The sequence below is a fragment of the Pseudomonas sp. CGJS7 genome (assembly GCF_036961695.1).
Genome location: NZ_JBAMDI010000001.1, coordinates 119,452 through 143,059, shown reverse-complemented (window position 1 = coordinate 143,059; position 23,608 = coordinate 119,452). Strand labels below are relative to the sequence as shown.

At 63.8% G+C, this 23,608-nt stretch carries 25 protein-coding genes and 2 pseudogenes; 15 read left to right on the top strand and 12 right to left on the bottom strand.

The window, feature by feature from the left end; translation table 11 throughout:
- Positions 1-68: 68 nt before the first annotated feature.
- Positions 69-569 (top strand): DUF4142 domain-containing protein, encoded by a 501-nt coding sequence (locus V7787_RS00645; protein ID WP_010954125.1) that lies wholly within the window; start codon positions 69-71, stop codon positions 567-569.
- 8 nt (positions 570-577) lie between these two features.
- Positions 578-829: a hypothetical protein gene (locus V7787_RS00640; protein ID WP_004374436.1), complete on the top strand. Its 252-nt coding sequence runs from the start codon at positions 578-580 to the stop codon at positions 827-829.
- 91 nt (positions 830-920) lie between these two features.
- Here V7787_RS00640 and V7787_RS00635 read toward each other — a convergent pair whose 3' ends face one another.
- Positions 921-1,085, bottom strand: a complete 165-nt coding sequence (locus tag V7787_RS00635; RefSeq protein ID WP_010954124.1) for a DUF6021 family protein — start codon at positions 1,083-1,085, stop codon at positions 921-923.
- A 55-nt stretch (positions 1,086-1,140) separates the two neighbouring features.
- Positions 1,141-2,127 carry a DNA-binding protein gene (locus V7787_RS00630; protein ID WP_064492025.1) on the bottom strand — a complete coding sequence of 329 codons (987 nt, stop codon included), beginning with the start codon at positions 2,125-2,127 and terminating at the stop codon, positions 1,141-1,143.
- Positions 2,128-2,358: 231 nt separating this feature from the next.
- On the opposite strand from V7787_RS00630, the pseudogene V7787_RS00625 reads away from it, so the two are divergent.
- Positions 2,359-2,586, top strand: a pseudogene (locus V7787_RS00625) (phosphoribosyltransferase); the annotation flags it as partial.
- Positions 2,587-2,752: 166 nt separating this feature from the next.
- On the opposite strand, the gene V7787_RS00620 reads toward V7787_RS00625, so the two are convergent.
- The 5 genes and pseudogenes from V7787_RS00620 to V7787_RS00600 form a co-directional block, all read right to left on the bottom strand.
- Positions 2,753-3,643 (bottom strand): universal stress protein, encoded by an 891-nt coding sequence (locus V7787_RS00620; protein WP_064492024.1) that lies wholly within the window; start codon positions 3,641-3,643, stop codon positions 2,753-2,755.
- 160 nt (positions 3,644-3,803) lie between these two features.
- Positions 3,804-4,055 carry a hypothetical protein gene (locus tag V7787_RS00615; protein ID WP_064492097.1) on the bottom strand — a complete coding sequence of 84 codons (252 nt, stop codon included), beginning with the start codon at positions 4,053-4,055 and terminating at the stop codon, positions 3,804-3,806.
- A 115-nt stretch (positions 4,056-4,170) separates the two neighbouring features.
- Positions 4,171-4,416, bottom strand: a pseudogene (locus tag V7787_RS00610) (phosphoketolase); the annotation flags it as partial.
- Positions 4,417-4,458: 42 nt separating this feature from the next.
- The gene (locus V7787_RS00605; protein WP_336084775.1) at positions 4,459-4,923 is read right to left on the bottom strand and encodes a CBS domain-containing protein; all 465 of its coding nucleotides are present in this window, start codon (positions 4,921-4,923) and stop codon (positions 4,459-4,461) included.
- A gap of 58 nt (positions 4,924-4,981) precedes the next feature.
- Positions 4,982-5,542 (bottom strand): Hsp20/alpha crystallin family protein, encoded by a 561-nt coding sequence (locus V7787_RS00600; RefSeq protein ID WP_049587895.1) that lies wholly within the window; start codon positions 5,540-5,542, stop codon positions 4,982-4,984.
- Between the two features lie 198 nt (positions 5,543-5,740).
- Here V7787_RS00600 and V7787_RS00595 point away from each other — a divergent pair, with 198 nt between their 5' ends.
- Entirely contained in the window at positions 5,741-6,466 is a 726-nt protein-coding gene (locus V7787_RS00595) for a hypothetical protein (protein ID WP_336084774.1), read from the top strand.
- On the opposite strand, the gene fnrB is transcribed toward V7787_RS00595, so the two are convergent.
- On the bottom strand, positions 6,435-7,166 hold the full coding sequence (fnrB, locus tag V7787_RS00590) for a Crp/Fnr family transcriptional regulator FnrB (RefSeq protein ID WP_336084772.1): 732 nt from the start codon (positions 7,164-7,166) through the stop codon (positions 6,435-6,437). The two genes, V7787_RS00595 and fnrB, sit on opposite strands and share 32 nt — an antisense overlap.
- A 224-nt stretch (positions 7,167-7,390) precedes the next feature.
- Between fnrB and V7787_RS00585 the strand changes: the two genes are divergently transcribed.
- Complete coding sequence (locus tag V7787_RS00585; protein ID WP_336085072.1) at positions 7,391-7,960, top strand: GNAT family N-acetyltransferase; 570 nt, start codon at positions 7,391-7,393, stop codon at positions 7,958-7,960.
- 59 nt (positions 7,961-8,019) lie between these two features.
- On the top strand, positions 8,020-9,387 hold the full coding sequence (locus tag V7787_RS00580; RefSeq protein ID WP_064492018.1) for an erythromycin esterase family protein: 1,368 nt from the start codon (positions 8,020-8,022) through the stop codon (positions 9,385-9,387).
- Between the two features lie 17 nt (positions 9,388-9,404).
- Here V7787_RS00580 and V7787_RS00575 read toward each other — a convergent pair whose 3' ends face one another.
- The 4 genes from V7787_RS00575 to V7787_RS00560 form a co-directional block, all read right to left on the bottom strand.
- Positions 9,405-10,040: a dienelactone hydrolase family protein gene (locus V7787_RS00575; RefSeq protein ID WP_442965305.1), complete on the bottom strand. Its 636-nt coding sequence runs from the start codon at positions 10,038-10,040 to the stop codon at positions 9,405-9,407.
- 28 nt (positions 10,041-10,068) lie between these two features.
- Entirely contained in the window at positions 10,069-10,761 is a 693-nt protein-coding gene (locus V7787_RS00570; protein WP_020190849.1) for a phosphoribosyltransferase, read from the bottom strand.
- A gap of 317 nt (positions 10,762-11,078) precedes the next feature.
- On the bottom strand, positions 11,079-12,035 hold the full coding sequence (locus V7787_RS00565) for an aliphatic sulfonate ABC transporter substrate-binding protein (RefSeq protein WP_064492016.1): 957 nt from the start codon (positions 12,033-12,035) through the stop codon (positions 11,079-11,081).
- Positions 12,036-12,051: 16 nt separating this feature from the next.
- Positions 12,052-13,017, bottom strand: a complete 966-nt coding sequence (locus V7787_RS00560; protein WP_064492015.1) for an ABC transporter substrate-binding protein — start codon at positions 13,015-13,017, stop codon at positions 12,052-12,054.
- Between the two features lie 201 nt (positions 13,018-13,218).
- On the opposite strand from V7787_RS00560, the gene V7787_RS00555 reads away from it, so the two are divergent.
- The 9 genes from V7787_RS00555 (at position 13,219) to V7787_RS00515 (ending at position 23,596) form a co-directional block, all read left to right on the top strand.
- Positions 13,219-14,109: a LysR family transcriptional regulator gene (locus V7787_RS00555; RefSeq protein ID WP_020190852.1), complete on the top strand. Its 891-nt coding sequence runs from the start codon at positions 13,219-13,221 to the stop codon at positions 14,107-14,109.
- Positions 14,110-14,303: 194 nt separating this feature from the next.
- Positions 14,304-15,437, top strand: coding sequence for an acyl-CoA dehydrogenase family protein (locus V7787_RS00550; protein ID WP_064492014.1), 1,134 nt, complete (start codon positions 14,304-14,306; stop codon positions 15,435-15,437).
- Positions 15,434-16,378: a D-isomer specific 2-hydroxyacid dehydrogenase family protein gene (locus V7787_RS00545; protein WP_064492013.1), complete on the top strand. Its 945-nt coding sequence runs from the start codon at positions 15,434-15,436 to the stop codon at positions 16,376-16,378. Before V7787_RS00550 ends, V7787_RS00545 begins: the two co-directional genes overlap by 4 nt.
- 15 nt (positions 16,379-16,393) lie before the next feature.
- A complete protein-coding gene (locus V7787_RS00540) occupies positions 16,394-17,188 on the top strand; it encodes a class II aldolase/adducin family protein (RefSeq protein WP_064492012.1) in 795 nt (264 codons plus the stop codon).
- A 74-nt stretch (positions 17,189-17,262) separates the two neighbouring features.
- A complete protein-coding gene (locus tag V7787_RS00535; protein WP_336084761.1) occupies positions 17,263-18,882 on the top strand; it encodes an ABC transporter substrate-binding protein in 1,620 nt (539 codons plus the stop codon).
- Positions 18,879-19,829 carry an ABC transporter permease gene (locus V7787_RS00530; RefSeq protein ID WP_010954106.1) on the top strand — a complete coding sequence of 317 codons (951 nt, stop codon included), beginning with the start codon at positions 18,879-18,881 and terminating at the stop codon, positions 19,827-19,829. Before V7787_RS00535 ends, V7787_RS00530 begins: the two co-directional genes overlap by 4 nt.
- Before the next feature lies 1 nt (position 19,830).
- Complete coding sequence (locus V7787_RS00525) at positions 19,831-20,739, top strand: ABC transporter permease (RefSeq protein ID WP_064492010.1); 909 nt, start codon at positions 19,831-19,833, stop codon at positions 20,737-20,739.
- On the top strand, positions 20,736-22,355 hold the full coding sequence (locus V7787_RS00520) for a dipeptide ABC transporter ATP-binding protein (protein ID WP_064492009.1): 1,620 nt from the start codon (positions 20,736-20,738) through the stop codon (positions 22,353-22,355). Before V7787_RS00525 ends, V7787_RS00520 begins: the two co-directional genes overlap by 4 nt.
- A 140-nt stretch (positions 22,356-22,495) precedes the next feature.
- Complete coding sequence (locus V7787_RS00515) at positions 22,496-23,596, top strand: LLM class flavin-dependent oxidoreductase (protein WP_104887635.1); 1,101 nt, start codon at positions 22,496-22,498, stop codon at positions 23,594-23,596.
- Positions 23,597-23,608: the final 12 nt, after the last annotated feature.

Genomic DNA, 23,608 nt, shown 5'->3' with positions numbered 1-23,608 from the left:
CTTTGCCCCGCCTTCACCCTCAACCGTACGCGACATTGAGGTCGCGCCACGGTTTAAAGGAGTGAAGCATGAATAGTCTCTTCATCAGACGCGTTGGTTTTTCCATGGTGTTGGGCCTGGCATCGGTGCACGCAATGGCCGCGACTTCCGATGATTTCGTCGATGCAGCCACCGAGGCCGGCATTGCCGAAGTGGTGACCGGCAAGCTGGCTCAGGAGAAAAGCCAGAACGCCGAGATCAAGTCATTCGCCCAGCAAATGGTCACCGACCACACCCAGGCCAACCAGAAACTCGGCGACATTGCCCGCAAACTGGACATTTCGGTTCCGGATGAGGCCGCGATGACCGACAAGATCAAGAAAGTGATCCTGGAGTGGCGCGATGAGTCCTTCGACAAGTCGTACCTCAACAACCAGGTCGACGCTCACGAAAAAGCGGTGGAGCTGTTCAAGAAAGAGGCCGCATCGTCCGACAAGGCCGAGCTGAAGGCCTTTGCCAGCGAAACGCTGCCCAAACTCGAACAGCACCTGGAACAGGCCAAAGCCCTTCAGTCCAAGCACGGCAAGTGAGGCCGCACATGAGTAACGATGCATTGAAGACCGAAGTACTTACCCGCCTGCTGCATGCCCACCCCGAAGGCCTAGGCAAGGAAGTGCTGGACAACTACCGCGGTGAAAAGGCGGTGGCCGGCATGCTCAAGACGTTGCAGGAAGCCGGTTTGATTCACGACGGTAGCGTGGCGGTAAGCAGTGATCACCAGATCAGCGTGCACTACCCGATCAAGCTGTCGGCGGCGGGCGTAGAGGCCGCCAGGCGCGCTGAAGGCTGACAGTCGTCTGTGGTGACCGTCGCCGGCAAGCTGGTTCCCAAGGGATCGCACATGGCTTGCCGGCGACGAGACCAGTAATCAAGGCCGTGGTTTACTCCTTTTTCTCAATGTCTCTAGGCGGCTTGGCCGGCCCCTGAGGGTCGACTTGAGGGTCTTCGGCATCCGGGGAGTCGGGGTCGAAACCAAGGTCGGCCTTTTTATCGGCCTGCTCGGCCGAGTGAGGCCCCTCTTTGTGTGGTGGTTGAGATCCAGGCATGGCGTTGTCTCCGGTGAGTGTCTAAGGAAGAAACCACCCGCCAGGAAAAGTTTGATTAATCTGCAACCGAGGCCAATTGCGCCCGACACTGCGCCAGCGCCTCATCACGCGCCTTCAACTGCTCCTCAAGCCACTGCAACTGCCGCGCCTGCTCGGCGCACACGTCGCGCCTGGCTTCAAGGCTCTGGGCTTGCACATCCAGCTGCCGACGCATCTCTTCGCTGGCGCCTTGTGCCTGGGCCAGGATGGTGCGCAGGCCCTGGATCTGCGCATCGCGTTGTTCCAGCAACTCATCCTGCGCCCGGCATTCGCTGGCCGCCTGACGATGCTCTCCCAGCAGGCGCTCATTGTCACGGTGCAAACGGGTAAGTTCGTCCTGCTTGACGATCATGCCCTGCTGCAACTGACGTAATTCCACCTGCATCTGCTGCAACTGCGCTTCGTGGCGGCGCTGTTCCTGCTCGCGCTGTTCACGGCTGGCATTGCGGTAGTGCTCCAAGGCGTCGCGGGCATGGCGGTGCTTGTCCTCCAGCGACTTGACCTGCTCGTCCTTGTCAGCCAGGCGCACCTGCAACTCACCCAGCGACTGGTTGAGGCTGGCACTGCGCAGCTGTTCGGCCTGCAGCGTGCTTTGCGTGGACAGCAGTTTTTCGGATTCCGCGGCCAATGCCGCTGCATCGATCTTGTGTTGCTGATGCGCTGCGGCCAGTGCCTTCCGGGCAATTTCCAGCTGCGCCTCAAGCTGCTCGCGCTGTTGAGTGAACGTGCTCTCGGCCTGCTCGATCTTCAGGTCGGCCTCGTCCTGCAGCTGCGTTGCCAGTTGCCCGACCAGGCGGCTCAGCACATCGCTCAGCGCGACCCCGCCTTCGGACGCCACCGGCTGCTGGCCGTTCAGTTCCTTCAGGTAGCGGTGAATCGTGGTTTTGGAGCCGGTGTTGCCCAACTCGATACGTATGGCATCGATGCTGGGGTTCTCACCCCGGGCGATCAGTGCCTGACGCGCCTGCTGCACTACCACCTTGTTGATACCGCCACGGGCCATGCTTGCTCCTACGATTTTGTACTGTGTTATGTAACATGTAATTACGTACCAATTATGGCGATAGCAAACCCCTCCTGCAAACATTTCCTCAGGTGGAATAATCACGGCTTATCGCATGTGATGCGCAAAACGGGCTTGTTTTCGATTCGATCACTTGGCTTTTATCAAGCCCACCTCAAGGTGCCCGGGTAGGCTCCCGAACAGAGTGATATCCAATAAAGGAAGAACACCATGAATCGCCCCGCTCCATCGAGGGTTCGCCTGTATGACGAAGACGATCTGGACTGTGTGCTGCGCTCGATGGCCCGCCAGGCCATGGCCTGCTTGCCTACGTCTGAAGTCGCGCTGGTAGGCATTCAGCGGCGTGGTGAGCCGCTGGCGCAGCGCCTGCAACTGCACCTGCAAGCACTGAACGGTGCTGCGCCATTGCCGCTCTACCCGATCAAGGTCATGCGCCACGGCCGAACAGGCGATACCGCCTGATTCAACGGCCGGGTGCGGGGCCTTCTCGTCAGGATTGAGAATCAAGGCCTCCAGGCGCTACCTTGCACCGGGTGGTACTGAGCCACTGACTACCCGTCGCCAACTGTTCGTCGTTCTTGCAGTCGTCGTTAGCCGCACAGCCCTACACCACCAGAATATTGCAAGGCACCTGGTACAACACATGCTCGGTGGTACTGCCGAACAGACGGTCCAGCCCCCGTGCAATTGGTCGCCCCATGACCAGTACGTCCACCGGCTGTGATTCGACGTATTCGCTGAGCACCGGGACCGGGCGGCCGAGCACGAAGTGGCAGCGTTCCGGTGGTGCGCCGAAGCGTTCGGCCAGTTTCCTGAAATCATCTTCCAGCGCTTGGCGCATGGGCTCGGCAATGTCACCGATGGCCCAGGCGGCATAGCCCATGTCGCCCATGTAGGCCATCGACAGATCGCAGGCGTGCAGCAGGTCCAGTTGCGCCCCTGTCTGCAAGGCCAAGGCACTGGCCTGCTGGACGATGCTGTCATTTCGGGCTTGCCCCTCTTCCGAGGTGTCGGCCACGTCCACCGCCGCCACGACCTGACGCGGCAACGTCGGCCGGTTGGCCCCGAGCAGGTAGACCGGGACCGGGCAGTGGCGCAACAGTTTCCAGTCAAGCGGGGTGAAGAAGGCGCGCTTGAGCGCGGGCTCATGCTCGACCTGCTTGAGCAGCAGGTCCGGTTGCATCTCCATGACGTGCTCCAGGATGTCATCCTGCAGGTCATTGCTCCACGCCACCTCGGTCGTCACCTGCACGCCGGAGGCACGCAGCGCGTTCGCCTGGGTTTCCAGCTGTTGCTGCTGAGTGTGCCGGTAAGCCTCCCGCTCCGTTTGGTGCTTACCGGACTCCAGTAGCCAGAGTTTGTCCAGTGCTTCGAGCAAGGCGACAATGTGCAAGCTGGCCGATGCTGATCGGGCCAGTGCACCGGCCTGCTCCAGAGCGACCGCCTGGTGCAGCATTGGGCGCATGATCAGCAACAGGCGTTGATAGTGGCTCATGATTACCTCCAACGGTGGGCCGGCCTGATCACTCAGGTCGCTCGGGTTGCATCGAGAGGGGGCTTTCGGCGGGCAGTGATTGACTGCTGCTGCCAGCATCCAGTTCATTCCGCCCTTGGCGCTTGATTTTTATCAAGCGTGCGAACGCCTGCAGCGTGGCTCAATGTCTGGCCTGTTGGCGCAGTTGCCGCACCTCGTCCTGAGCCTGGGTTGCCCGCCTTAGGGCCTCGTTGGCGGTCTGCTCGACCAGATCGATGCGGTAACACACTTGATCGGCGCGCAACCTTGCGGTGGCGGCGTTGTTCTCCGCCGACTCCAGGCGCGCATCGTATTCCTCGGCGCGCCACGCCGTGCAGCCTGACGCGCTAACCAGCAACAGGCTTGCCCACCCGCAAAGCACATAACGTCGCATGTCCGTACCCTCTTGCATGCCCAGGACACGCTGAGTATCGCTGGCGGCGTGCGCTGCAGCCTGACATTTGTCAACCGCGAGCGGCCTTTTCACCGGGTTTGACCTTTATCAATCGGGGATGCTGTTGCGACTGTTGCAGCGCCAAGAGGTCAACGACATTCACCACCCTCACACGCACGTCTGGAGCCTGCTCTTGCAGCAGTGTAACCGCCGCCAGTACCTCCAGTGTCGGCACATCGCCCGCGCAGGCAAGCACCATCTTGGGCATCTCGTCATCATGGCAGGCCCAGCCCCAGCGCCCGATACCTGATTGACAATGCAGAGTGGCCGCTTCGCTATCGAGCCACTGCCACTCCATCTGATAAGCATGCCAGCCTCCTTTCGTCATCGCGCACGCGGGCGCTCAAAGGTCTTCGCCGCGCATATCTTCCTCCCGCCGGCTCTGTTGACGGATCAGCAGTGACAGTTCGTGCAGGTGGTCCGACAGCAGGCCCACCAGGTCGTCCGCCGTGGCAATGCCGACCAGCAGGCCGAAATCATCGACTACCGGAATACGTCGGATATTGGCGCGCCGCATATTGAGGATGACATCGAACAGGTCCTCGTTCTGGTTCGCGGTGATCAGAGGCCGGGGCAGTACATCGACCGCCTGCAGGTCCTCCTGATCCGGTGGGTTGCGCGCAATGATCCGCAACGCCAGGTCGCGATCGGTGATCAGGCCGATGGGCCGACAACGCTCGCCGTCGACATGTTCGGCCAGCACAAGATCGCCGACATGGTACTGATTCATCATGCGCGCCGCGGCATAGATGGAGATACCGGGTGGTGCGGTGACCACGTCCCGGTTGCAGTATTTGCCAATGGACATCATGTTCTACCTACACGGGCGGAGCCTCCTTGCTCCTCGATGCAGTGAGGGTGGGTGATCATTTACCGCTTTTGATCGGAATCACCTTTTCCGGATGGATGGCTTCAGCACGTTTGGGCAGGTGCACCAGCAGCACCCCCTTGTCGAACTGGGCGTCGATTTTCTCGGCGTCGACCCCACGGGGCAGCTGGAAAACCCGTTCGAAGCTGCCGTAATGGCGCTCGGACAGGTGATATTCCTTGCGTTTTTCGTCCACTTCCTCCTTTTTCTCGCCCCGGATCAACAGGTTGCCATTGACGAGCTTGATCTCGATATCCTTGGCATCCACGCCAGGCAACTCGGCGCTGATGCGGTATTCCTCGGCCAGCTCGCTGATGTCCATGGCCGGCATGCCGTGGGTGAACAGGTCACGCCGCCAGAACGGTTCGACATCGAACGGTGTGTGGCTGAACGGCATGCGCATCGGCCGCCGTCCAAAATCCTCGAACAGGCTGTCGATCTGGCGGCGCAATTGCTGGAAGGGCCGCCACAGCTCTGAAGGTTCGACGCTGGGTGGCGAACCTTCGGTTGGCTGGCTGGCGACGGGGGTAACAGGCACTTTCTTGGCAACGTCTGACATGGCGCCCTCCTCGAATGAGTGAATGAGTAATGCCTCCCGGGGAGACGCCTCGATCATGCGCCGTGGGGCAGCACCCCATTTGATCTTTATCAACAAGGTGAAGTCCCTGCCGCCCGCTGGTTTGATCCTGGTCAAAGTGCCGGATTGGCCACGGTCTAGGCTGATTACAGCAAGTCATCATTACCGTGCGAGGCAGTCATGGACCGGGAGGGTGCCAGCGTCCGCTTGCTCCAGACATTGCCCGGCCTGGGCATCCAGCAATTCGTGCGCCTGGCCCTTTGCAGGCAGCCATGCAGCGAGGCAATGGCTGGCCAGTACTGCGTGCTCAGCGGTCGAACCGAGTGCTGGCCATGCAGTTACGTGACCCTGCCTGGCGTGGCCGGGCAATTTATCGTCAGCACCCAGAGTGCGCAGCCCTTGGGACGGGCGGGGGAACTGTTCGACTATTCCGGGCCGCTTGGCAGCGCTTGGCCGTTGCCCCTGCAAAGTACAAGGTTGCTGGCCATCAGTCGCGCCGATGGCCTGCTGCCCTTGCTGGGTGCGCTGGATGAGGTTCGCTGTTGGCTGCCCTGGATACAATTGCAGCTGTCACATGACGGCATTGCGGCTGAACTGCTGCCAGACGATTGTCGAACCTGGCTGTCGCTACTGCCGCGTGACAGCAGCAGTGGCTGGTGGCAAACCAGGCGCTTGCTGATCACCTTTCACCCGGACACGGTGTACTGTTGCGCACCGCCACAGGTGGCGCGCCAGGTAGCCCAGCTGTGCTGGCAAACAGGCGTAGCACCGCAGCGCATCTGGATACGCACGGATCATGTGGCACGTCCGACCTGGGGGGCGCACTCCGCCGAAAGCTGGCCTGTGCAACGCTATGACCGGGTGCTTGCCGCGCTCAAGTGGGCTCCGCCAGGCGGGTCAGGTTGACCAGGCCTTGCATGTCGATGAGCCTGACCTCACGCCCGGCGCACAGCACGAGACCTGCATGGACGAAGCGGCTGAACAGTCGGCTGACCGTTTCCAGCGTAAGGTCCAGGTAGTTGGCGATATCACCACGGGACATGGGCAGGTTGAACACATCCGCCCGCAACCCCCGCGCCAGGTAACGCGCCGACATGCCCAGCAGGAAGATCGCCAGCCGCTGCTCGGCACGCCCATGGCAGCAGCGCAGGTGCTCGTCCTTGCCCTGGATCCCCAGGCTGAGCATGTGCAGCAACTGATAACGCAACCCCGGAATCTGGCCGGACAGGTCCACCAGCTGATCCAGCCTGATGGAGCAGACCAGCGAGAGTTCCAGGGCAACGGCAAAGCTTCGGTAATGACTGGCACCAATAGCGTCCAGCCCGAGCATTTCACCCGGCAGGAGGAAGCCGGTCACCCGCTCGGTGCCCTCGGCATCGAGCAGAAAATTCTTGATCGCCCCAGAGCGCAAGGCAAACACGTGCTCCATGGGTTCATTGGCCTTGAACAGGTACTCACCCCGCTTCAATGGGCGGTTACGGCGGACAATTCGCTCCAGCTTGTCCACCTCGTCGGTACTGAGGCTGGCGGGCAGGCAAAGCCGGCTCAACGAGCACGCAAGGCACTTGACATGGAGCTTTGCTCCCATTTCCGCAGGGCCTGACATGACGATGCCTCTGCTTTTCTTGCAGGCGGGTATCTTTTGAAGTTAGCGGCTCCACTAAACGTTAGCGGTCTGTCCGACCAAGGGTCGGACGCTACCCCCGGCTATACCCGCTTTTTCTATCGGCTCGACAGGTCATGTGGGAAGCATTTGACAACTGTCAAGTCAGGGCAAGGTCCGCTGCCGAAACTGAACTTCCTTGTTCATTCGACACAGAGGACATTGCCATGGCACCCGCCGAAACTTCCCGAGTACATACAACGCCTTCGTTTCCCAAGCCTTCCGGTGAACACTGGATCGAAGCCCTTGAAAACGGCGTTCACGTGTTGATCAGGCCCTTGCAAGCCCAGGACCGAGAACGCGAAAAAGCCTTCATCGAACGGCTGTCGCCCGAATCGCGGCATTTCCGCTTCCTGTGCCAGTTCAGGGAGCCCGGTGAGGCCATGCTCGACCAACTGATGAAGGTCGACCAGGATCGCCAGGCGGCCTACGTCGCCCTCGCCCACGTCGATGGCGAATTGCAGGAAGTGGGCATTTCCCGCTACGCCACCGCCAGCGGAAAGGACGAGTGCGAATGCGCCGTTACCGTCATGGATAGCTGGCAGCATCATGGCTTGGGTCGCCTGCTGCTCAAGCACCTGATCGACCATGCCCGCGCCAAGGGCTTGCGGCAGATGTATTCGGTCGACGCAGCAGCCAACCAAGCGATGCGCGAGCTGGCCAAAGCGGCGGGGTTCACCACCGCCGCTGACCCGGATGATCCCAGCCAGGTCATCCACCGGCTCTCCCTGATCTGAACCCTGGGCCGTCGCACTGACGGGTCAATGCGCGGCGGCCCGATTACGGGAGGCTCCCCATGAACGGCCCTTCGAAGAAATTGATGGAAAAACTCTACGGCAAGCAGTATCAGGTCGACACTGCCGATATTGCCCCGGTGCTTCATCAGTACGCCGAACCTTTGCCGAACCTGGATACGCCGGCATTCGCAGCGCTGTTCGACCGCTACGCTGACGCGCGCGTCATCCTGCTGGGCGAGGCAAGCCACGGCAGCAGCGAGTTCTATCGCGCCCGAGCGGCGATCACCCGGCGCCTGATCGAACAGCATGGCTTCAACATCGTCGCCGTCGAGGCCGACTGGCCGGATGCCGGGCATGTCGATCAGTACGTCCGAGGCTTGGCGCACTCGGCGTGGAAACGCCATATTTTCAGCCGTTTTCCAACCTGGATGTGGCGCAATAGCGAAGTCAAAGCCTTCGCCCAATGGCTGCACGGGCACAACCGCCTGCTGCCCACCGACCACCGCGTGGAATTCCGCGGCCTGGATGTCTACAGCCTGCGCAATTCCATCCATGAAGTCCTGGCGTATCTGGACCGGGTCGATCCGCATCTGGCCCATGAAGCCCGTCGCCGCTACGGTTGCCTGACGCCTTGGCAGGACGACCCCGCGCTGTACGGGCACTTTGTCGAGCACAGTGGCGTCATGCCATGCGAGCAACCGGTGATCCAGCAACTGAATGCCATGCTCGCCGAGCAATTGTCAGGGCTTGTCCGCAATGATGAAGCTTTTTTCAACGCCACGCAGAATGCCCGTGTAATCATCGCCGCAGAGCAGTACTACCGCGCCATTTACCGAGGTTCGACGGCGTCCTGGAACCTGCGCGACCGGCACATGTTCGATACCTTGCGCGCGCTGCTGGAACACCGTGGCCCCCACGCCAAGGCGGTGGTCTGGGCTCACAACTCCCATATCGGCAATGCCGCAGCCACGGAAATGGGCTGGAAAGGCCAGTTCAACATCGGCCAGCTCTGCCGCAGCGCTTTCGGGCACGACGCGGTGTTGATCGGCATGGCCACCGACCGCGGCCAGGTGGCCGCCGCCGATGACTGGGACGGCGACATGCAGATCAAGGAAATCCGACCTTCGCGCAGCGACAGCTGGGAGCATCAGTTCCGCCTCGCAGGCGTGCCAGCCTGCCTGAGCGACTGGCGCGACCCACAGCGCAAGGAGCTGCGCCATGTGTTGTCCACGGTGCTACTCGAACGCGCCATCGGCGTCATCTATCGCCCAGAGAGTGAACGGCTGAGCCATTACTTCGAGGCGGTGCTGGCCGAGCAGTTCGATGCGCTGCTCTGGTTCGAGCAGACCCGGCCGGTGACTGCCCTGCCCTTGCCGAAACAACAGCATCTTGAGCCAGAGGACGAAACCTATCCATTTGGTGTATGAGCCTCGGCTAAGCCCCATCAGACGGATATGCGCTGCAGGTACTTCACGAACCAGTCACCGGCGAGCGCCGCGGCCTTCGCCAAGGTGCCAGGCTCTTCGAAAAGATGCGTAGCGCCTGGCACCACTTCAAGATGCCGCTCACAGCTCAGCAAGCGGTCCACCTGACGATTGAGCTCAAGGACCAGGGCGTCCTGGCTACCTACGATGTGCAAGGTTGGCGCCTGCACACGGTCCAGCATCGGCCCAGCCAGGTCTGTTCTGCCGCCTCTGCTCACCACCGCCGCCACCCGTTCGGGACGCTGCGCAGCCGCCCACAGGGCCGCAGCGGCCCCCGTGCTTTCACCGAACAAGCCGATGCGCAACTTGCGCAGTTGCGCATCGTTTGCAACCCAATCGACAACATCGATCAAGCGCTTGGCCAGCAAGGCAATGTCAAAGCGCAATTCTCCGGTCTCGTTATCCAGACGTTGCTCAGCCTCGGTCAGCAGGTCGAAGAGTAGTGACCCCAGGCCACGTGCCGCGAGAGCGTCTGCTACGTATTGATTGCGGGCGCTCAGACGTCCGCTGCCGCTGCCATGGGCAAAGATGACCAAGGCGCAGGCGTTGGCCGGCTCACGCACGTCCGCCACGAGTTCAACGCCTGCCAGCTTCATCGTCTGTGTGCGAACTTCAACCCTGTGCTCAGTCATGGGGCGCCCTCCGGCAAAGCGCTTGCTGATCGGCCTGCCCCATGAGCGTCATCACTTCCTCGTCTGATGTCTGCGGGAAGTCCTGATACCAATAGCCAACCGAAACCATCCGCTCAGGCACCAGCGGGCATACCAGCTCATCCACTTCACCGTACAGCGCTTCGAGCGTTTCTGGCGGTGCGACCGGGACGGCGACCACGATCCGCGCCGGTGATTGGGCTCGCGCGGCCTGAATAGCCGCCCGCATCGTGGCGCCGGTCGCCAGGCCGTCATCGATGAGAATCACCACCTGATCCTTGAGTTGCAGGGGTGGCCGCCCTCCCCGGTAGCCCCGTTCGCGCCGGGCCAGCTCCTCGGTTTCCCTGGCAACCACGGCGTCGAACAACGCGGGTTCTACCGGATAGGCCCGTAGCGTGTCGTCATTGAGGAAAGTGACTCCGCCGCTGGCTATCGCCCCCATGGCGAACTCGGGGTGAAACGGCATGCCGAGCTTACGCACCACCAGCAGGTCCAGGCGGACGTTGAGGGCGGTCGCGACTTCGTAGGCCACCGGAACGCCACCACGCGGCAGTGCGAGCACGATCACGTCGGGCCTGCCAGCGTAGCGGGCCAGTGGCTCGACCAGGCATCGTCCTGCCTGGGTACGGTCGGCAAACAAGGTTGGCAACGCAAGGTCATGGGACATGAACACCTCCCGCGCCGCTACAGGCGCCTGTCACTGCGGTTTCCGATGGGGGCCGTTGGTTGCTTCAAGCCGTGACTGCACGCCCCTCCTCGGGCAACAGGTCGAACTGCGCGAGGCAACGCTGCTCATCTGCAAGGGGGGGGCAGCGCCCTCGGGCCGCTCACTTCCTGCATGGGCGTTTCGAACAGGCCAGGCGGAACACCCCATTGCGCTTCAGAAAGGCCGCTGGGGTGCGATGCAGTCGATAATCCGCGCACACCCGCATCGGCATTTGATGCAGATCAGAAAACCGCTTATCGCATGTGAGCACCCAGATTTTAGTTGCCAGGCGGCTGATACACGTCCACCGCGCTGGTATCCACCGCCTTGGGTAACAACCCCTCGCGATAGAACGCGTCGGCAATCCGTTGCTGCTCGGTCAGGTTGTTCAGCTTCACCGGCTGCACATCGTAACTGCGCCGGGCGTTGGCCTGCTGCACCGTGGCGCTGTCCAGATTACCCCACAGCGGGCCAAGGATCCGGGCAGCGGCCTCGGGGTTGGCCTTGGTCCAGGCACCGGCTTCACGCAATGCCAGGTACACCTGCTGCAATACCTCAGGATGCGCCTTGGCATAATCGCTGCCGGCGAGGTAATAGCGCTGGTAACTGGCCAGTTCGCTGCCGTCGGCCAGGATCCTTGCGTTCTGCTGACGCTGGGCGCTGGCCACGTAAGGGTCCCAGGTCACCCAGGCATCGACCTTGTGGTTCTCGAAGGCAGCGCGGCCGTCGGCGGGGATCAGGTACGCCGGCGTGATGTCCTTGAAGGTCAGCCCAGCCTTGGCCAGGGCCTGGATCAACAGATAGTGGCTGCCAGCGGCTTTGGTCACCGCCACACGCTTGTCTTTGAGGTCGGCCAGGGTCTTGAGCGGTGAATCCGCCGGCACCAGGATCGCCTGGGCGGTCGGCGAAGGGGCTTCCCGGGCGAAATAGGTCAACTTGGCGCCTGCCGCCTGAGTGAACACCGGCACGGTGTCGGCAACGTCCGCCGAGAGGTCGACATTGCCAAGGTTCAGGGCCTCCAGCAGCGGCAGACCACTGGGAAACTCGTGCCAGGTCACGCGAATGCCCTCGGCCTGCAGGCGCTGTTCGAGAGTGCCCCTGGCCTTCAGCAGGGTCAGCAGGGTCGAGGATTTCTGGTAACCGATGCGCAGGGTCTGCTCGGCGCTGGCAAGGCTTGGCAGCAAGGCGCTGGCGAGCAGCGCCAGGCCCAGCTGGCGCAGGGGTTTAAAGGTCATGAATACGTCTCCGAGGTCAGGGTTGCGCTGCAAGCTTGGCGGCGGCGGGAAGGGTGAAGCCGGTGGCAAAGGTCGGGGCCACATCGAGGCGCTCGGTCATCAGGCCGTGGGTGTGGTAGAAGTCGGCGGTGTCCTGCTGCTCGGTCACGGTTTGCGTGTCGATCACCTGCCAGCGCAGCTGCCGACGCTCGAATTGCAGGCGGGCCGCCTCTACCGGGAAGCCAATGATCGCGGCCAAGGTTTTCGAGTAGGTATCCAGGTGTTGGTTGGCCCACACCTGCGCTGCGGCCAGGCGGTTGAGATAGTCCTGCAGCGCTGCACGACGCCCAGGCTCCTCCAACGCCTTGTCGGTGGCGGCAAGGAAACTGTTGCCGGTGGACAGGCCACGACCGTTGACCAACACACGGCCTTGCCCACTCAACTCGGCCAGCGCTGTGTAAGGCTCCCAGGTCGACCAGGCATCCACCGAGCCGTTGGCCAGGGCGATCTTGGCATCCACCGGCCCAAGGAAACGGAACTCCACATCCTTCTCGGTCAGCCCTGCCTGGGCCAGCGCCTTGAGCGCCAGGTGGTGCCCGATCGACCCTCGTCCGGTCGCGATGCGCTTGCCCTTGAGTTCGGCCGCACTGCGCAGCGGCGCCTCCGGCCGCACCAGCAACGCCGTGCCATAAGGGTCGGACTTGTCCACTGCGATGGCCTTGACCGGTGCTCCGGAGGCCAGCACGAACAGCAGTGGCGCATCGCCGATGATGCCGGCATCGATCGCCCCAGCGTTGAGCGCCTCGGCCAGCGGCGCGGCGGCAGGGAACTCGGCCCAGCGGATGTCGTAGGGCAGGTCGCGCAGGGCGTCGGCGGCCTCCAGCTGGGCGCGCATGTTACCCTTCTGGTCGCCGATGCGCAGGGTCAGGCGCTCGCTGGCGCCGGCATGACCGGCCAGCAGCAGGGCAACGGCAACGGTCAGCAGCTTCGTTCGGATGGACATGATGCTCCTCGGTGTCTTGGCGGGCAGCATCGTGCGGCCCGGGTCAAGCGACTCTAGCGAGATCTTTTAAATAAATTAAATTGATTTTAGGAATAACCTAATATGCGTTTTTATCTTCTAGAATCGTCCCGATGGCACTACCCTCCAGTGCGATGATGCTGATGCCTGATTTTTTCCCGTTCGACCCAGAGAGCGCCGATTATGAAAATCGATGATATGGACGCCTTCGTCGCCGTCATTCGTTGCCAGTCCACCAACCTTGCCGCCGAGGCCCTGCAACTGACGCAGCCGGCCATCACCCGCCGGGTGCAGAATTTCGAGGAAGACCTCGGCGCCACCCTCCTCGACCGCAACACCAAGCCGCTCAAGCCCACCCCCATGGGCTTGCGGGTCTATGAGCAGTGCAAGGCGATCCTGCGCGAGATAGACTCGCTGCGTGAACTGGTAGCCAACGACGGCGCGCCGTCGGGCACCTTGCGCCTGGGTGTGCCGCAGACATTGGGCGACGTTGTGCTGCTCGACGCCCTGGCACAGATCCGTGAGGCCTACCCCCAACTGCGCACCCAGGTCACCAGCGGCTGGGGTAGCAGCCTGATCGCGCGCATGGAAAACGGTGAACTGGACGCTGCCGCGGCCCTGTTCCCGCCTGGCAAGATTTTCCCCGAAGGGATCGCCAGCCAGTCGATCGCGCGCATGCCGCTGAGGGTGGTCACGGCCAAGGGCAGCGCCGGCAAGCGCAGCTACAAGCTCAAGGACTGCTACACCCGCGGCTGGGTGCTGAACCCGGATGGCTGTGGCTTCCGCGCCGGGCTGCAACGGGCACTGAGTGAGCAAGGGCTGAGCCTGTCGATCAACCTCGAAACCTTCGGCACCGAGTTGCAACTGGGGCTGGTCGCCAACGGCCAGGGCCTGGGACTGGTTCCCGAGCCGCTGCTGCAGTCCAGCCGGCACCGCAGTGCGCTGGATGTACTGAATATCAGCGATTTCAAGCCGCAGGTGGATCTGTGGCTGTTCCATCCGCGCTACCTGGGTAATTTACAGGAGCCGGTGGAGCTTTTTGGTGAGGTCGCGGGACATCGGTTGTTGGGTTGAGCTCACTGGCCTGTGGGGCCTTGCGTGGCGAAAGGGCTGCAACGCAGCCCAAGCAATAAATGCAAATTACGCATAACAAACAAAAGTCTAAATTATTAAAACTGATAATTAGCATAGAACTAAAAAGCCTTTTACAGCCTTCATCCATACGAATACGGTCTTAGGCAACGCACCGTCATTCAGGGATGAGCCTCATGAGTCAACCGTCCGACAGCGCTCTCGCCGAGCTGACGCTGGCCCTCGCGGCAAACGCCGAGCGCTACGACCGCAGCGCCCAGTTCCCCCAGGACAACTTCCACTTGCTGCACCGCCACGGGCTGCTCGCCCTCACCGTACCCCGTGCCTTCGGCGGAGGCGGCGCGGACCTTGCCAGCGCCCGCCGGGTGATCGGCGCGGTCGGCAAGGGTGACCCGGCCACCGCGCTGATCCTGGTGATGCAATACCTGCAGCATTTTCGCCTGCAGGACGAAGCGCGCTGGCCCGAGCCTCTGCGCCAGCGCGTGGCTTATGATGCCGTGCGGCACGGCGCGCTGATCAACGCCCTGCGCGTCGAACCTGAACTGGGAACTCCGGCCCGTGGTGGCCTGCCCGCCACCGTGGCGCGACGCACGGCCGAAGGCTGGCGCTTGAACGGGCGAAAGATCTACTCCACCGGCAGCCACGGCCTGACCTGGTACCTGGTGTGGGGCCGCAGCGACGACACCGACCCGTTGGTCGGCGGCTTCCTTGTGCACCGCGACACGCCTGGCATCACGATCATCGATGACTGGGACCACTTGGGCATGCGCGCCACTTGCAGCCACGAAGTGCGCTTCGACGATGTGCTGATTCCCCTCGACCACGCCGTCAGCGTCAGCCCCGCCAGTGCCCCGAAGGCCGAACTCGACGGCGAGAGCCTACTGTGGATGGCGGTGTTACTGCCGGCCGTATACGACGGCGTGGCCCGCGCCGCGCGCGACTGGCTGGCGGGCTTTCTCAAGCAGCGCACACCTTCCAACCTGGGAGCGCCGCTGGCCAGCCTGCCACGCTTCCAGCATGTACTGGGCCGCATCGACACCCTGCTGTTCGCCAACCAGAGCCTGCTCGACGGTGCCGCCGCCGGGCACATCTCACCCCAGCATGCCGGGCAGCTCAAGCATCTGGTCAGCGCCAACGCCATCCAGGCCGTGGAACTGGCCATCGAGGCCGCCGGCAATCCCGGGCTGTCGCGGCGCAACCCGCTGGAGCGCCACTACCGCGATGTACTTTGCAGCCGGATCCACACCCCACAGGACGATGTGGTGTTCGGCCAGGTCGGCCGTGCCGCGCTGACGGAGGTACAGGCATGAACCACTCGATCATCGCCAGCCAGCTCGACGACCAGGCCAACCAGCACCTGCGCGAACACTTGCCAGGCCATGAAGTCATTGATATCTCACCCGACCAGCTGGCTGTCGAAGCCCCCGCCGATGTGTTAATCCTGCGCCCGATCAATGTGCGTGGGCGACGCGTAGGCACCCCGCCACCCGGGTGGCCCTGGGGCCTGAAGTGGGTGCAACTGGTGTCTTCGGGCATCGACTTCTACCCCGACTGGGTGTTCCAGGGGGCAACGGTAACCAGCGGCAAAGGCGCCAACGCCGAACAAGTGGCCGAGTTTGCCCTGGCTTTGGTGTTCGCCGCCGCCAAGCAACTGCCCGGTCTGTGGGTCAAGGACGCCGACTGGCGCCTGACCCCGCTGGCCCCCTTGCGTGGTCGCACCCTGGGCATCCTCGGCTTCGGCAGTATCGGCCAGAGCCTGGCGCGCAAGGCCGTGGCCCTGGGGCTTCGGGTTCTGGCCCTGAGCCGCCCCGGCCAGGGCATCGCAGACATCCCTGGCGTAGAACCTGTGGCCGACCTGCGACAGCTGTTCGCCGGCAGCGACCATCTGGTGCTGGCCGCCCCGCTCACTGCGGCCACCCGTGGCCTGATCGACCGCCAGGTCCTCGCCTATGCCCGCCCCGGCCTGCACCTGATCAACATTGCCCGCGGCGGCTTGCTCGACCAACAGGCCCTGCTCGACGCCCTGGACAGCGGCTTGATCGGCCGGGCCAGCCTGGATGTCACCGAACCCGAGCCACTGCCGGCAGGCCACCCGTTGTACCACCACCCACGGGTGTTCCTGTCACCGCACACCTCGGCCATTTCCGAGGACGGTTACCCGGCCTTTCTCGATGCCTTCATCGCCAACTTCCACCGCTACCGCGAGCAGGCGCCCCTGGCCAACCTGGTCGACACGGCGCGCGGCTACTGATTACCGGAGAGCCCCATGAGTTCACTGTCTGCCTTCACCACCAGCAACTGCAACGTACGCGACCGGGTCAGCGCCGAAGAGTGGGAGGTGCGGGTCAAGCTGGCCGCCGCTTACCGTCTGGCTGCGCTGCTGCGCTGGACCGACCACATCTACACGCACTTCTCGGTCCGCGTGCCGGGGCCGCATGAGCATTTTCTGATAAACGCCTTCGGCCTGCTGTTCGACGAAATTACCGCCTCCAACCTGGTCAAGGTCGACGTCGACGGCGCGATCATCGACGACCCGCTGGGGCTGGGCATCAATCAGGCCGGGTATGTCATTCACAGCGCCATCCACCGCGCACGGCCTGATCTCAAGGCTGTGCTGCACACCCATACTCGCGACGGCGCGGCGGTGTCCGCCCAGCGCGACGGGTTGCTGCCGATCTCCCAGCACGCCTTGGCCTACTACAGCCGCGTGGTTTACCACGACTACGAAGGCGTCGCCCTGGACCTGGACGAGCAAGCACGGCTGGTGGCCAATCTGGGCGACAGCAACATTCTTATTTTGCGCAACCACGGGCTGCTGACCGGAGGTGTCAGCGTGGAACACGCGTTCCGTGAGCTGCACGGGCTGGAGCGGGCCTGCAACATCCAGGTCGCCGCCCAGGCCGGGGGCAACGACCAACTGTTACATGCGTCAAAGGCGGCGATTGCCAAGGTGCATGAGCAGTCCAAGCGGTTTTCCGATGGCCAGGGGGAAGGTATCCAACGGCATTGGGATGCGCTGATTCGGCAGTTGGATCGCGAGGGCCTCGACTACCAGGACTGACTCCAAGGCACCTTTTGCCTGTTCCGGCGAACCGGCCGGAACAGGAGAGCCCCATTCATTGAAGGATCCATCCCATGCCCCCACTGCACCAACTGCTCGCGATCGGCACCCTGGCCCTGGGCCTCACCGCTTGCTCGCCGGCCGACAACACCTCAACCAGCAAGACCCTCAACATCGCCTTCTGGGGTGACAACACCACGCTGGTCAGCGTCGACCCCTTTCAGGTCTACTGGCTCGAACACCGCGTGCTGCTGCGCAACGTCGTCGAGTCGCTCACTGACCAAGACCCGCAGACCGGTCGCATCATCCCGTGGCTGGCGAAAACCTGGGAGGTCGGTGCCGATGCCCTGAGCTATACCTTCCACCTGCGCGAGGACGTCACCTTCAGCAACGGCGAACGCTTCGATGCTCACGCCGTGAAAACTGCCTTCGACAGCAACAAAGCGTTCGCCAGCCAGTTGCCGGCCACCTTCGGTGCCACCTACCTGGCCGGCTACGACCACGCCGAGGTGATCGACGACTTCACCGTGCGCCTGGTCCTGGCAAAACCCAACGCGGGTTTCCTTCAGGCCACGTCCACCACCAACCTGGCCATTCTCGCCCCGGCCTCGTACCGGTTGAGCGCGCAGCAACGCTCGCTGGGCAAGATCATCGGTACCGGGCCATTCACCCTCGATCACTACACCCCGGAGGTCGGCGCACGCCTGCTCAAGCGTGCCGATTACGCCTGGCCCTCGGCCAATGTGCGCAACCAGGGCGCGGCGTACCTGGATGCCGTGGACATCAGCTACATCCCCGAAGAGAGTGTGCGCAACGGCCTGTTCCTGCAAGGCAAGGTCGACATCCTGTGGCCACGCAACCCGTTCTCGGAAGTCGACCTGAAGCTGTTTCAGTCCAAGGGCGCGACCATCCAGAGCCGTTCGCTGCCAGGCCCGGCGCTGAACCTCTACCCCAACACCCGCAACGACCGCCTGCTCGGTGACCGCCAAGTGCGCCTGGCGCTGCAGAAGGCCATCGACCGCACCAGCTACGCGCACACCGTCTACAACACTGCGTTCCCGGTGGTGAGTGGCGTATACGACGTCACCACACCGTTCTTCAAAGCCCAAACCGACAAGCTCGCCTACGACCCCAAAGGCGCCGAGCAACTGCTCGACGCCGCTGGCTGGCACAAAGGCGACGACGGCTACCGGCACAAGAACGGCCAGCGCCTGACGCTGCGCTACAACCTCACACCCGCCGAAAGCGCCGGTGACGTGCTGGTACAGGACCAACTGCGCAAAGTGGGCATCGACCTCAAGCTGAACGTACTGACCCGCGCCGAATGGGTGACCGGCAACTCGACAGGCGCCTACGACCTCACCTCCACCTACATGACCCGCGCCGACCCGATCATCCTGCAGACCATCCTCGACCCGCGCGCCGCCAACAGCGCCACGCTCGCCACCAACACCTACGAGCCCGACACCCTGGCCAAAGCTCAGGCGCTGTTCGACAGCGGTATCACCGCCACTGCCGACACGCAACGGGCCCAGGCCTACGGCCAACTGCAGGACCTGCTGGTCGACGAAGCGTCGGCGTTCCCGCTGTACGAGCGCGTCTGGCAGGCCGCCACCGCGCTGCGGGTCAAGCACTTCCACTGGACCGCCGAAGGCTTCGCCCTGCTCAGTGACATCCAGGTCGGCCAGCCATGAGACGCTACCTGATCGGCCGCGTCGGCCAGGCCCTGCTGGTGTTGTGGGGGGCTTATACCATCACCTACTTCATCCTCTACCTGCTGCCCGGCGACACCTTGGCGATCATGCTGAGCGCCTCCGGCATGGAAGCCGACGGCCTGTCGCCCGAGGACCTGGCCAAAGCACGCACTTACTATGGGCTGGACAAAGGCTTGTTCGAGCAGTATTTCGACCTGCTGTGGCGGGCCCTGCACGGCGACCTTGGCCAATCGCTGTCGCTGGGCCGACCGGTCACGGCACTGTTGGCCGAGCGCCTGCCGCAGACCCTGGCCCTGGCCGGTGCCGCCATTGCCCTGTCGCTGTTGGCGGGTGTCGGCCTTGCCTGTCTGACCGCCTACCTGCAATGGCGTCCACTGAAGACTGCACTGGCGCGCCTGCCCTCGCTGGGCTTCTCGGTGCCGGTGTTCTGGATGGGCCTGCTGCTGATCCAGGTGTTCGCTTTCGCGTTGGGCTGGTTTCCGGCCACGGGCAGTCAAGGCCTGGCCAGCCTGGTGCTGCCGGCCATCACCCTGGCGATCCCCAGCGCTGCGGTGTACGCCCAGGTGCTGCAACGCGGCTTTCAGGGGGTGTGGCAGGAGCCGTACATCACCACCGCCTTCGCCAAGGGCCTTAGCCGGGCCCAGGTTCAGGCACGCCATGGCCTGCGCAACGCAGCGCTGCCGCTATTGACGCTGGTCGGCCTGCAAGTCGGCAATACCGTGTCCGGGGCTGTATTGGTGGAAACCATCTTCTCGCGCAACGGCGTCGGCCGTCTGGCCCAGGAGGCCGTGCTGCGCCAGGACATACCCGTGGTGCTGGCGATCGTCGGGGCGTCGGCTGCGGCCTTCGTGGTGGTGAACCTGCTCGTCGATCTGTTCTATCCCTACCTCGACCCGCGCATCACCCACACCGCGAAGGTGAACTGAGATGACCCTCGACATACCCCTGTCACCCCTCGACACCGCGCCCTCCGAGCCCCGCCCTGCCGCCACCTGGAGGCGTCGCACGCGTTGGCAGCGCGCACACCAGATGTTGGCCCCGCTGCTGCGCCGACCCGGTTTCAGCCTGGCGCTGCTGATCGTAATGTTCGCCCTGCTTTGCGCGCTGGCCCCGCACTGGCTCAGCAGCTTCGATCCCTACGCCACCGCACCCGCCGACAAGCTCAGTCCACCCAGCCTGGCGCACTGGTTCGGCACCGACGAACTGGGCCGCGACCTCTACACCCGGGTGGTGTACGGCGCGCGCCTGTCGGTGCTCGCCGCCCTGCTGGCGGTGGCCATCGCCTTGCTGGGCGGCTTGGGCCTGGGCGTGCTGGCCGGTTTTGCCGGCGGGCGCGTCGACGCGGCGCTGATGCGCCTGATCGACGTATTGCTGGCCCTGCCCGGCCTGCTGTTGGCCCTGGCCATCGTCACCGCCATTGGCTTCGGCACCGTGCCGGTGGCCGTCGCCGTGGGCGTCGGCATCCTGCCCGGTTTTGCCCGCACCACCCGAGCCGAAGTGCTGCGGATCAAGACCCTGCCCTTTGTGGAAGCCGCACGCCTGTGCGGTGCCAGCTGGGCACGCACCCTGCTGCGCCATGTACTGCCCAATGCCTGGAGCCCGGTAGCGGTGCTCGCCACCCTGGACTTCGGCGCTGCCATCCTGGCCACGGCCGGGCTGAGTTTCCTCGGCTTTGGCGCGGCGCCACCCGCCGCGGAATGGGGCACGCTGATTGCCAACGGCCGTCACTTCCTCATCACCGCCCCTTGGCTATCCCTGCTACCGGGGCTGTTCGTGGTGGCCGTGGTGTTCAGCCTCAACCACCTGGCGCGCAGCGCCGAGGAGCATGCCCGATGAGCCAGTCACCCCTGATCGAGGTCCGCGACCTAAGCGTCAGCTACAGCTTCGCCGGGCAACGCAGCCAGGCCCTGCGCCAGCTGTCGTTCAGCCTGGCCCAGGGCGAGACCCTGGCGGTGGTGGGCGAGTCAGGCTCGGGCAAATCGACCCTGGCCAACGCCCTGCTTGGTCTGTTGCCGGGCAATGCACGCATCGACCAAGGCCAGTTATGGGTCGATGGTGTCGATATGGCGCAAGCCAGCGAACGCGCCAGGCGCCAGTTGCGCGGGCGCACCATCGGCCTGGTGCCGCAAGACCCAATGGTCAGCCTTAACCCCACCCAACGGATCGGCCAGCAAATCGCCGAGGCGCTGCAGCTGGCGCGTGGACGACGCTATCCAGGCCAAGAGGCCGAGGTGCTGGCGCTGCTGGACCAGGTCGGCCTCGACGAGCCGGCGCTGCGTGCGCGGCAGTACCCCCATGAGCTGTCCGGCGGCATGCGCCAGCGGGTGCTGATTGCCATCGCCCTGGCCGGCGAGCCACGGTTGATCATCGCCGACGAGCCCACCAGTGCGCTGGACGTGACCGTGCAGCGGCGTATTCTCGATCACCTGCAACTGCTGGTCGCCGAGCGTGGCATCTCGCTGCTGATCATCACCCATGATCTGGGCATGGCCTGTGACCGCGCCGACCGCCTGCTGGTGATGAAGCAGGGTGAGCAGGTCGAACACGGCTCGCCCCGGCAGATCCTCTGGGGCGCCCGGCAACCCTACACCCGCGCCCTGCTCGATGCCGCGCCGGCCTTCGTGCCACGGCGCAGGCCAGCCGCACCGCGGGGCCAGACGCCCCTGCTGCGCCTGAGCCATGTCGGCAAACGGTTCGAGCTGCCCGGCAAAAACGCGCGCTACACCGCCCTGCACGACCTGAGCCTTGAACTGCATGCCGGGCAGACCCTGGCGATTGTCGGCGAATCCGGCTCGGGCAAGAGCACCGCCCTGCGCATCGCCCTGGGCCTGGAGAAGCCCAGTCAAGGGCAGGTGGTGTTCGCCGGCGAGGACGTCACCGATTACACCTGGAGCCAGTTCCGCCCCTTGCGCCGGCGTATCCAGCTGGTGCAGCAAAACCCGTTCGCCGCGCTCGACCCGCGTTTCACCGTGTTCGACAGCATCGTCGAGCCGCTGGTCTCTTTCGGCCTGCTCCGGGGCGAGGCACTGGAGCGCAAGGCCCGCGAGCTGATCACACGGGTGCAATTGCCAGTGCAGTTCCTCGATCGCCTGCCCAGGGAATTGTCAGGTGGCCAGCGCCAACGCGTGGCGATTGCACGGGCGTTGGCACTGGAGCCAGAGGTGCTGCTGCTCGATGAGCCAGTCAGTGCACTGGACGTGTCTGTGCAGGCGCAGATCCTCGCCCTGCTGGACGAATTGCAGCGCGAGCTCGGCATGGCCTATGTGCTGGTCTCCCATGACCTGGCGGTGGTGGCGAGCATGGCAGACCAGGTGCTGGTGCTACGGCGCGGGCAGGTGGTCGAGCAAGGGCCGGCGCTGCAGGTGCTCAGCAAGTCGGCCAGCGCCTACACACGGGCGCTGATCGACGCGATACCAGGGCATTCACGCAGCGTGTTGCCCGTGGCGATTTAACGGTTGTGCCGTGCGGCACTGACGTGTTGCACGGATCGACCCTTGGTGCACATCTGAAAAGAGGTATTGACCATGAGTAAACGGCAGGTCCATCTCGGCGCCATGATCCACGGCGTCGGCCACAAAAGGAGTTCCATTGCATGAGCCTCGAATTCATTGGCCTGATCGGCCCCCATGAAAGCAGCGAATCACAGGCGCCGCGCGGACCGCAGGTTGACCTGGGCTTCATCAAGGCCTTCGCCCAGGCCCAGGAGTACGCCGGCTTCGACAAGGCCCTGCTGGCGGTGAATACCAGCGCGCCAGACTCGATGATTCTCGCCAGCTACGTGGCCGCGCTCACCGAGCGCATCGGCCTGCTGGTGGCACACCGCCCCGGCTTCCAGGCACCGACCTTCGCTGCCCGCCAATTCGCCACCCTCGACCAGCTCAGCCGCGGCCGTGCTTCGATCAACGTGATAACCGGTGGCGACAGCGGCGACCTGCAGCGCGACGGTGACTTTCTCGACAAAGATGCCCGCTACGCACGTACCGACGAGTACCTCGATGTGCTGCGTAACACCTGGACCCAGACGTCGCCCTTCGACCACCACGGCGACCACTACCGGGTAGAGGACAACCTGACCTTGGTCAAACCCGTGGGCAAGCTGCCGGTGTACTTCTCCGGCGCCTCGGACGCGGCGGTAGAAGTCGCGGCCAAGCATGCCGACGTCTACATGATGTGGGGCGAGCCGCTGGAGCAGGTGCGCGAACGCATCGCCCAGGTGCGCAAGGCCGCCGCTCGCCATGGGCGTGAGCAGCACATTCGCTTCAGCCTGTCGCTGCGGCCGATCCTGGGGGCCACCGAGGAGGAAGCCTGGGCCCGCGCTGAACGCATCCTGGCCGATGCACAGCAGCGTATTGGCATCCGCCAGGGCAACCGCCGCGAGAAGAATTCCGGCAAGAGCAACGTGGGGTCCGAACGCCTGGTGCAACTGGCCAGTCAGCGCAAGGTCCACGACACTCGGCTGTGGACAGAGATTGCCGCACTGGGTGGCGGGGCCGGTAATTCCACCTCGCTGGTCGGTACCGCCGAACAGGTCGCCGAAGCGACGCTGGCGTACTACGACCTGGGCGTGAGCACGTTCCTGTTCCGTGGCTTCGATCAGTTGCGTGATGCCGTGGAGTATGGGCAGGCGCTGATTCCGCGGATTCGGGCGCTGGTAGCAGACCAGGAAGCCGGTCGCAGCACCCGCAGCGCCTGATCTGCACCGGCC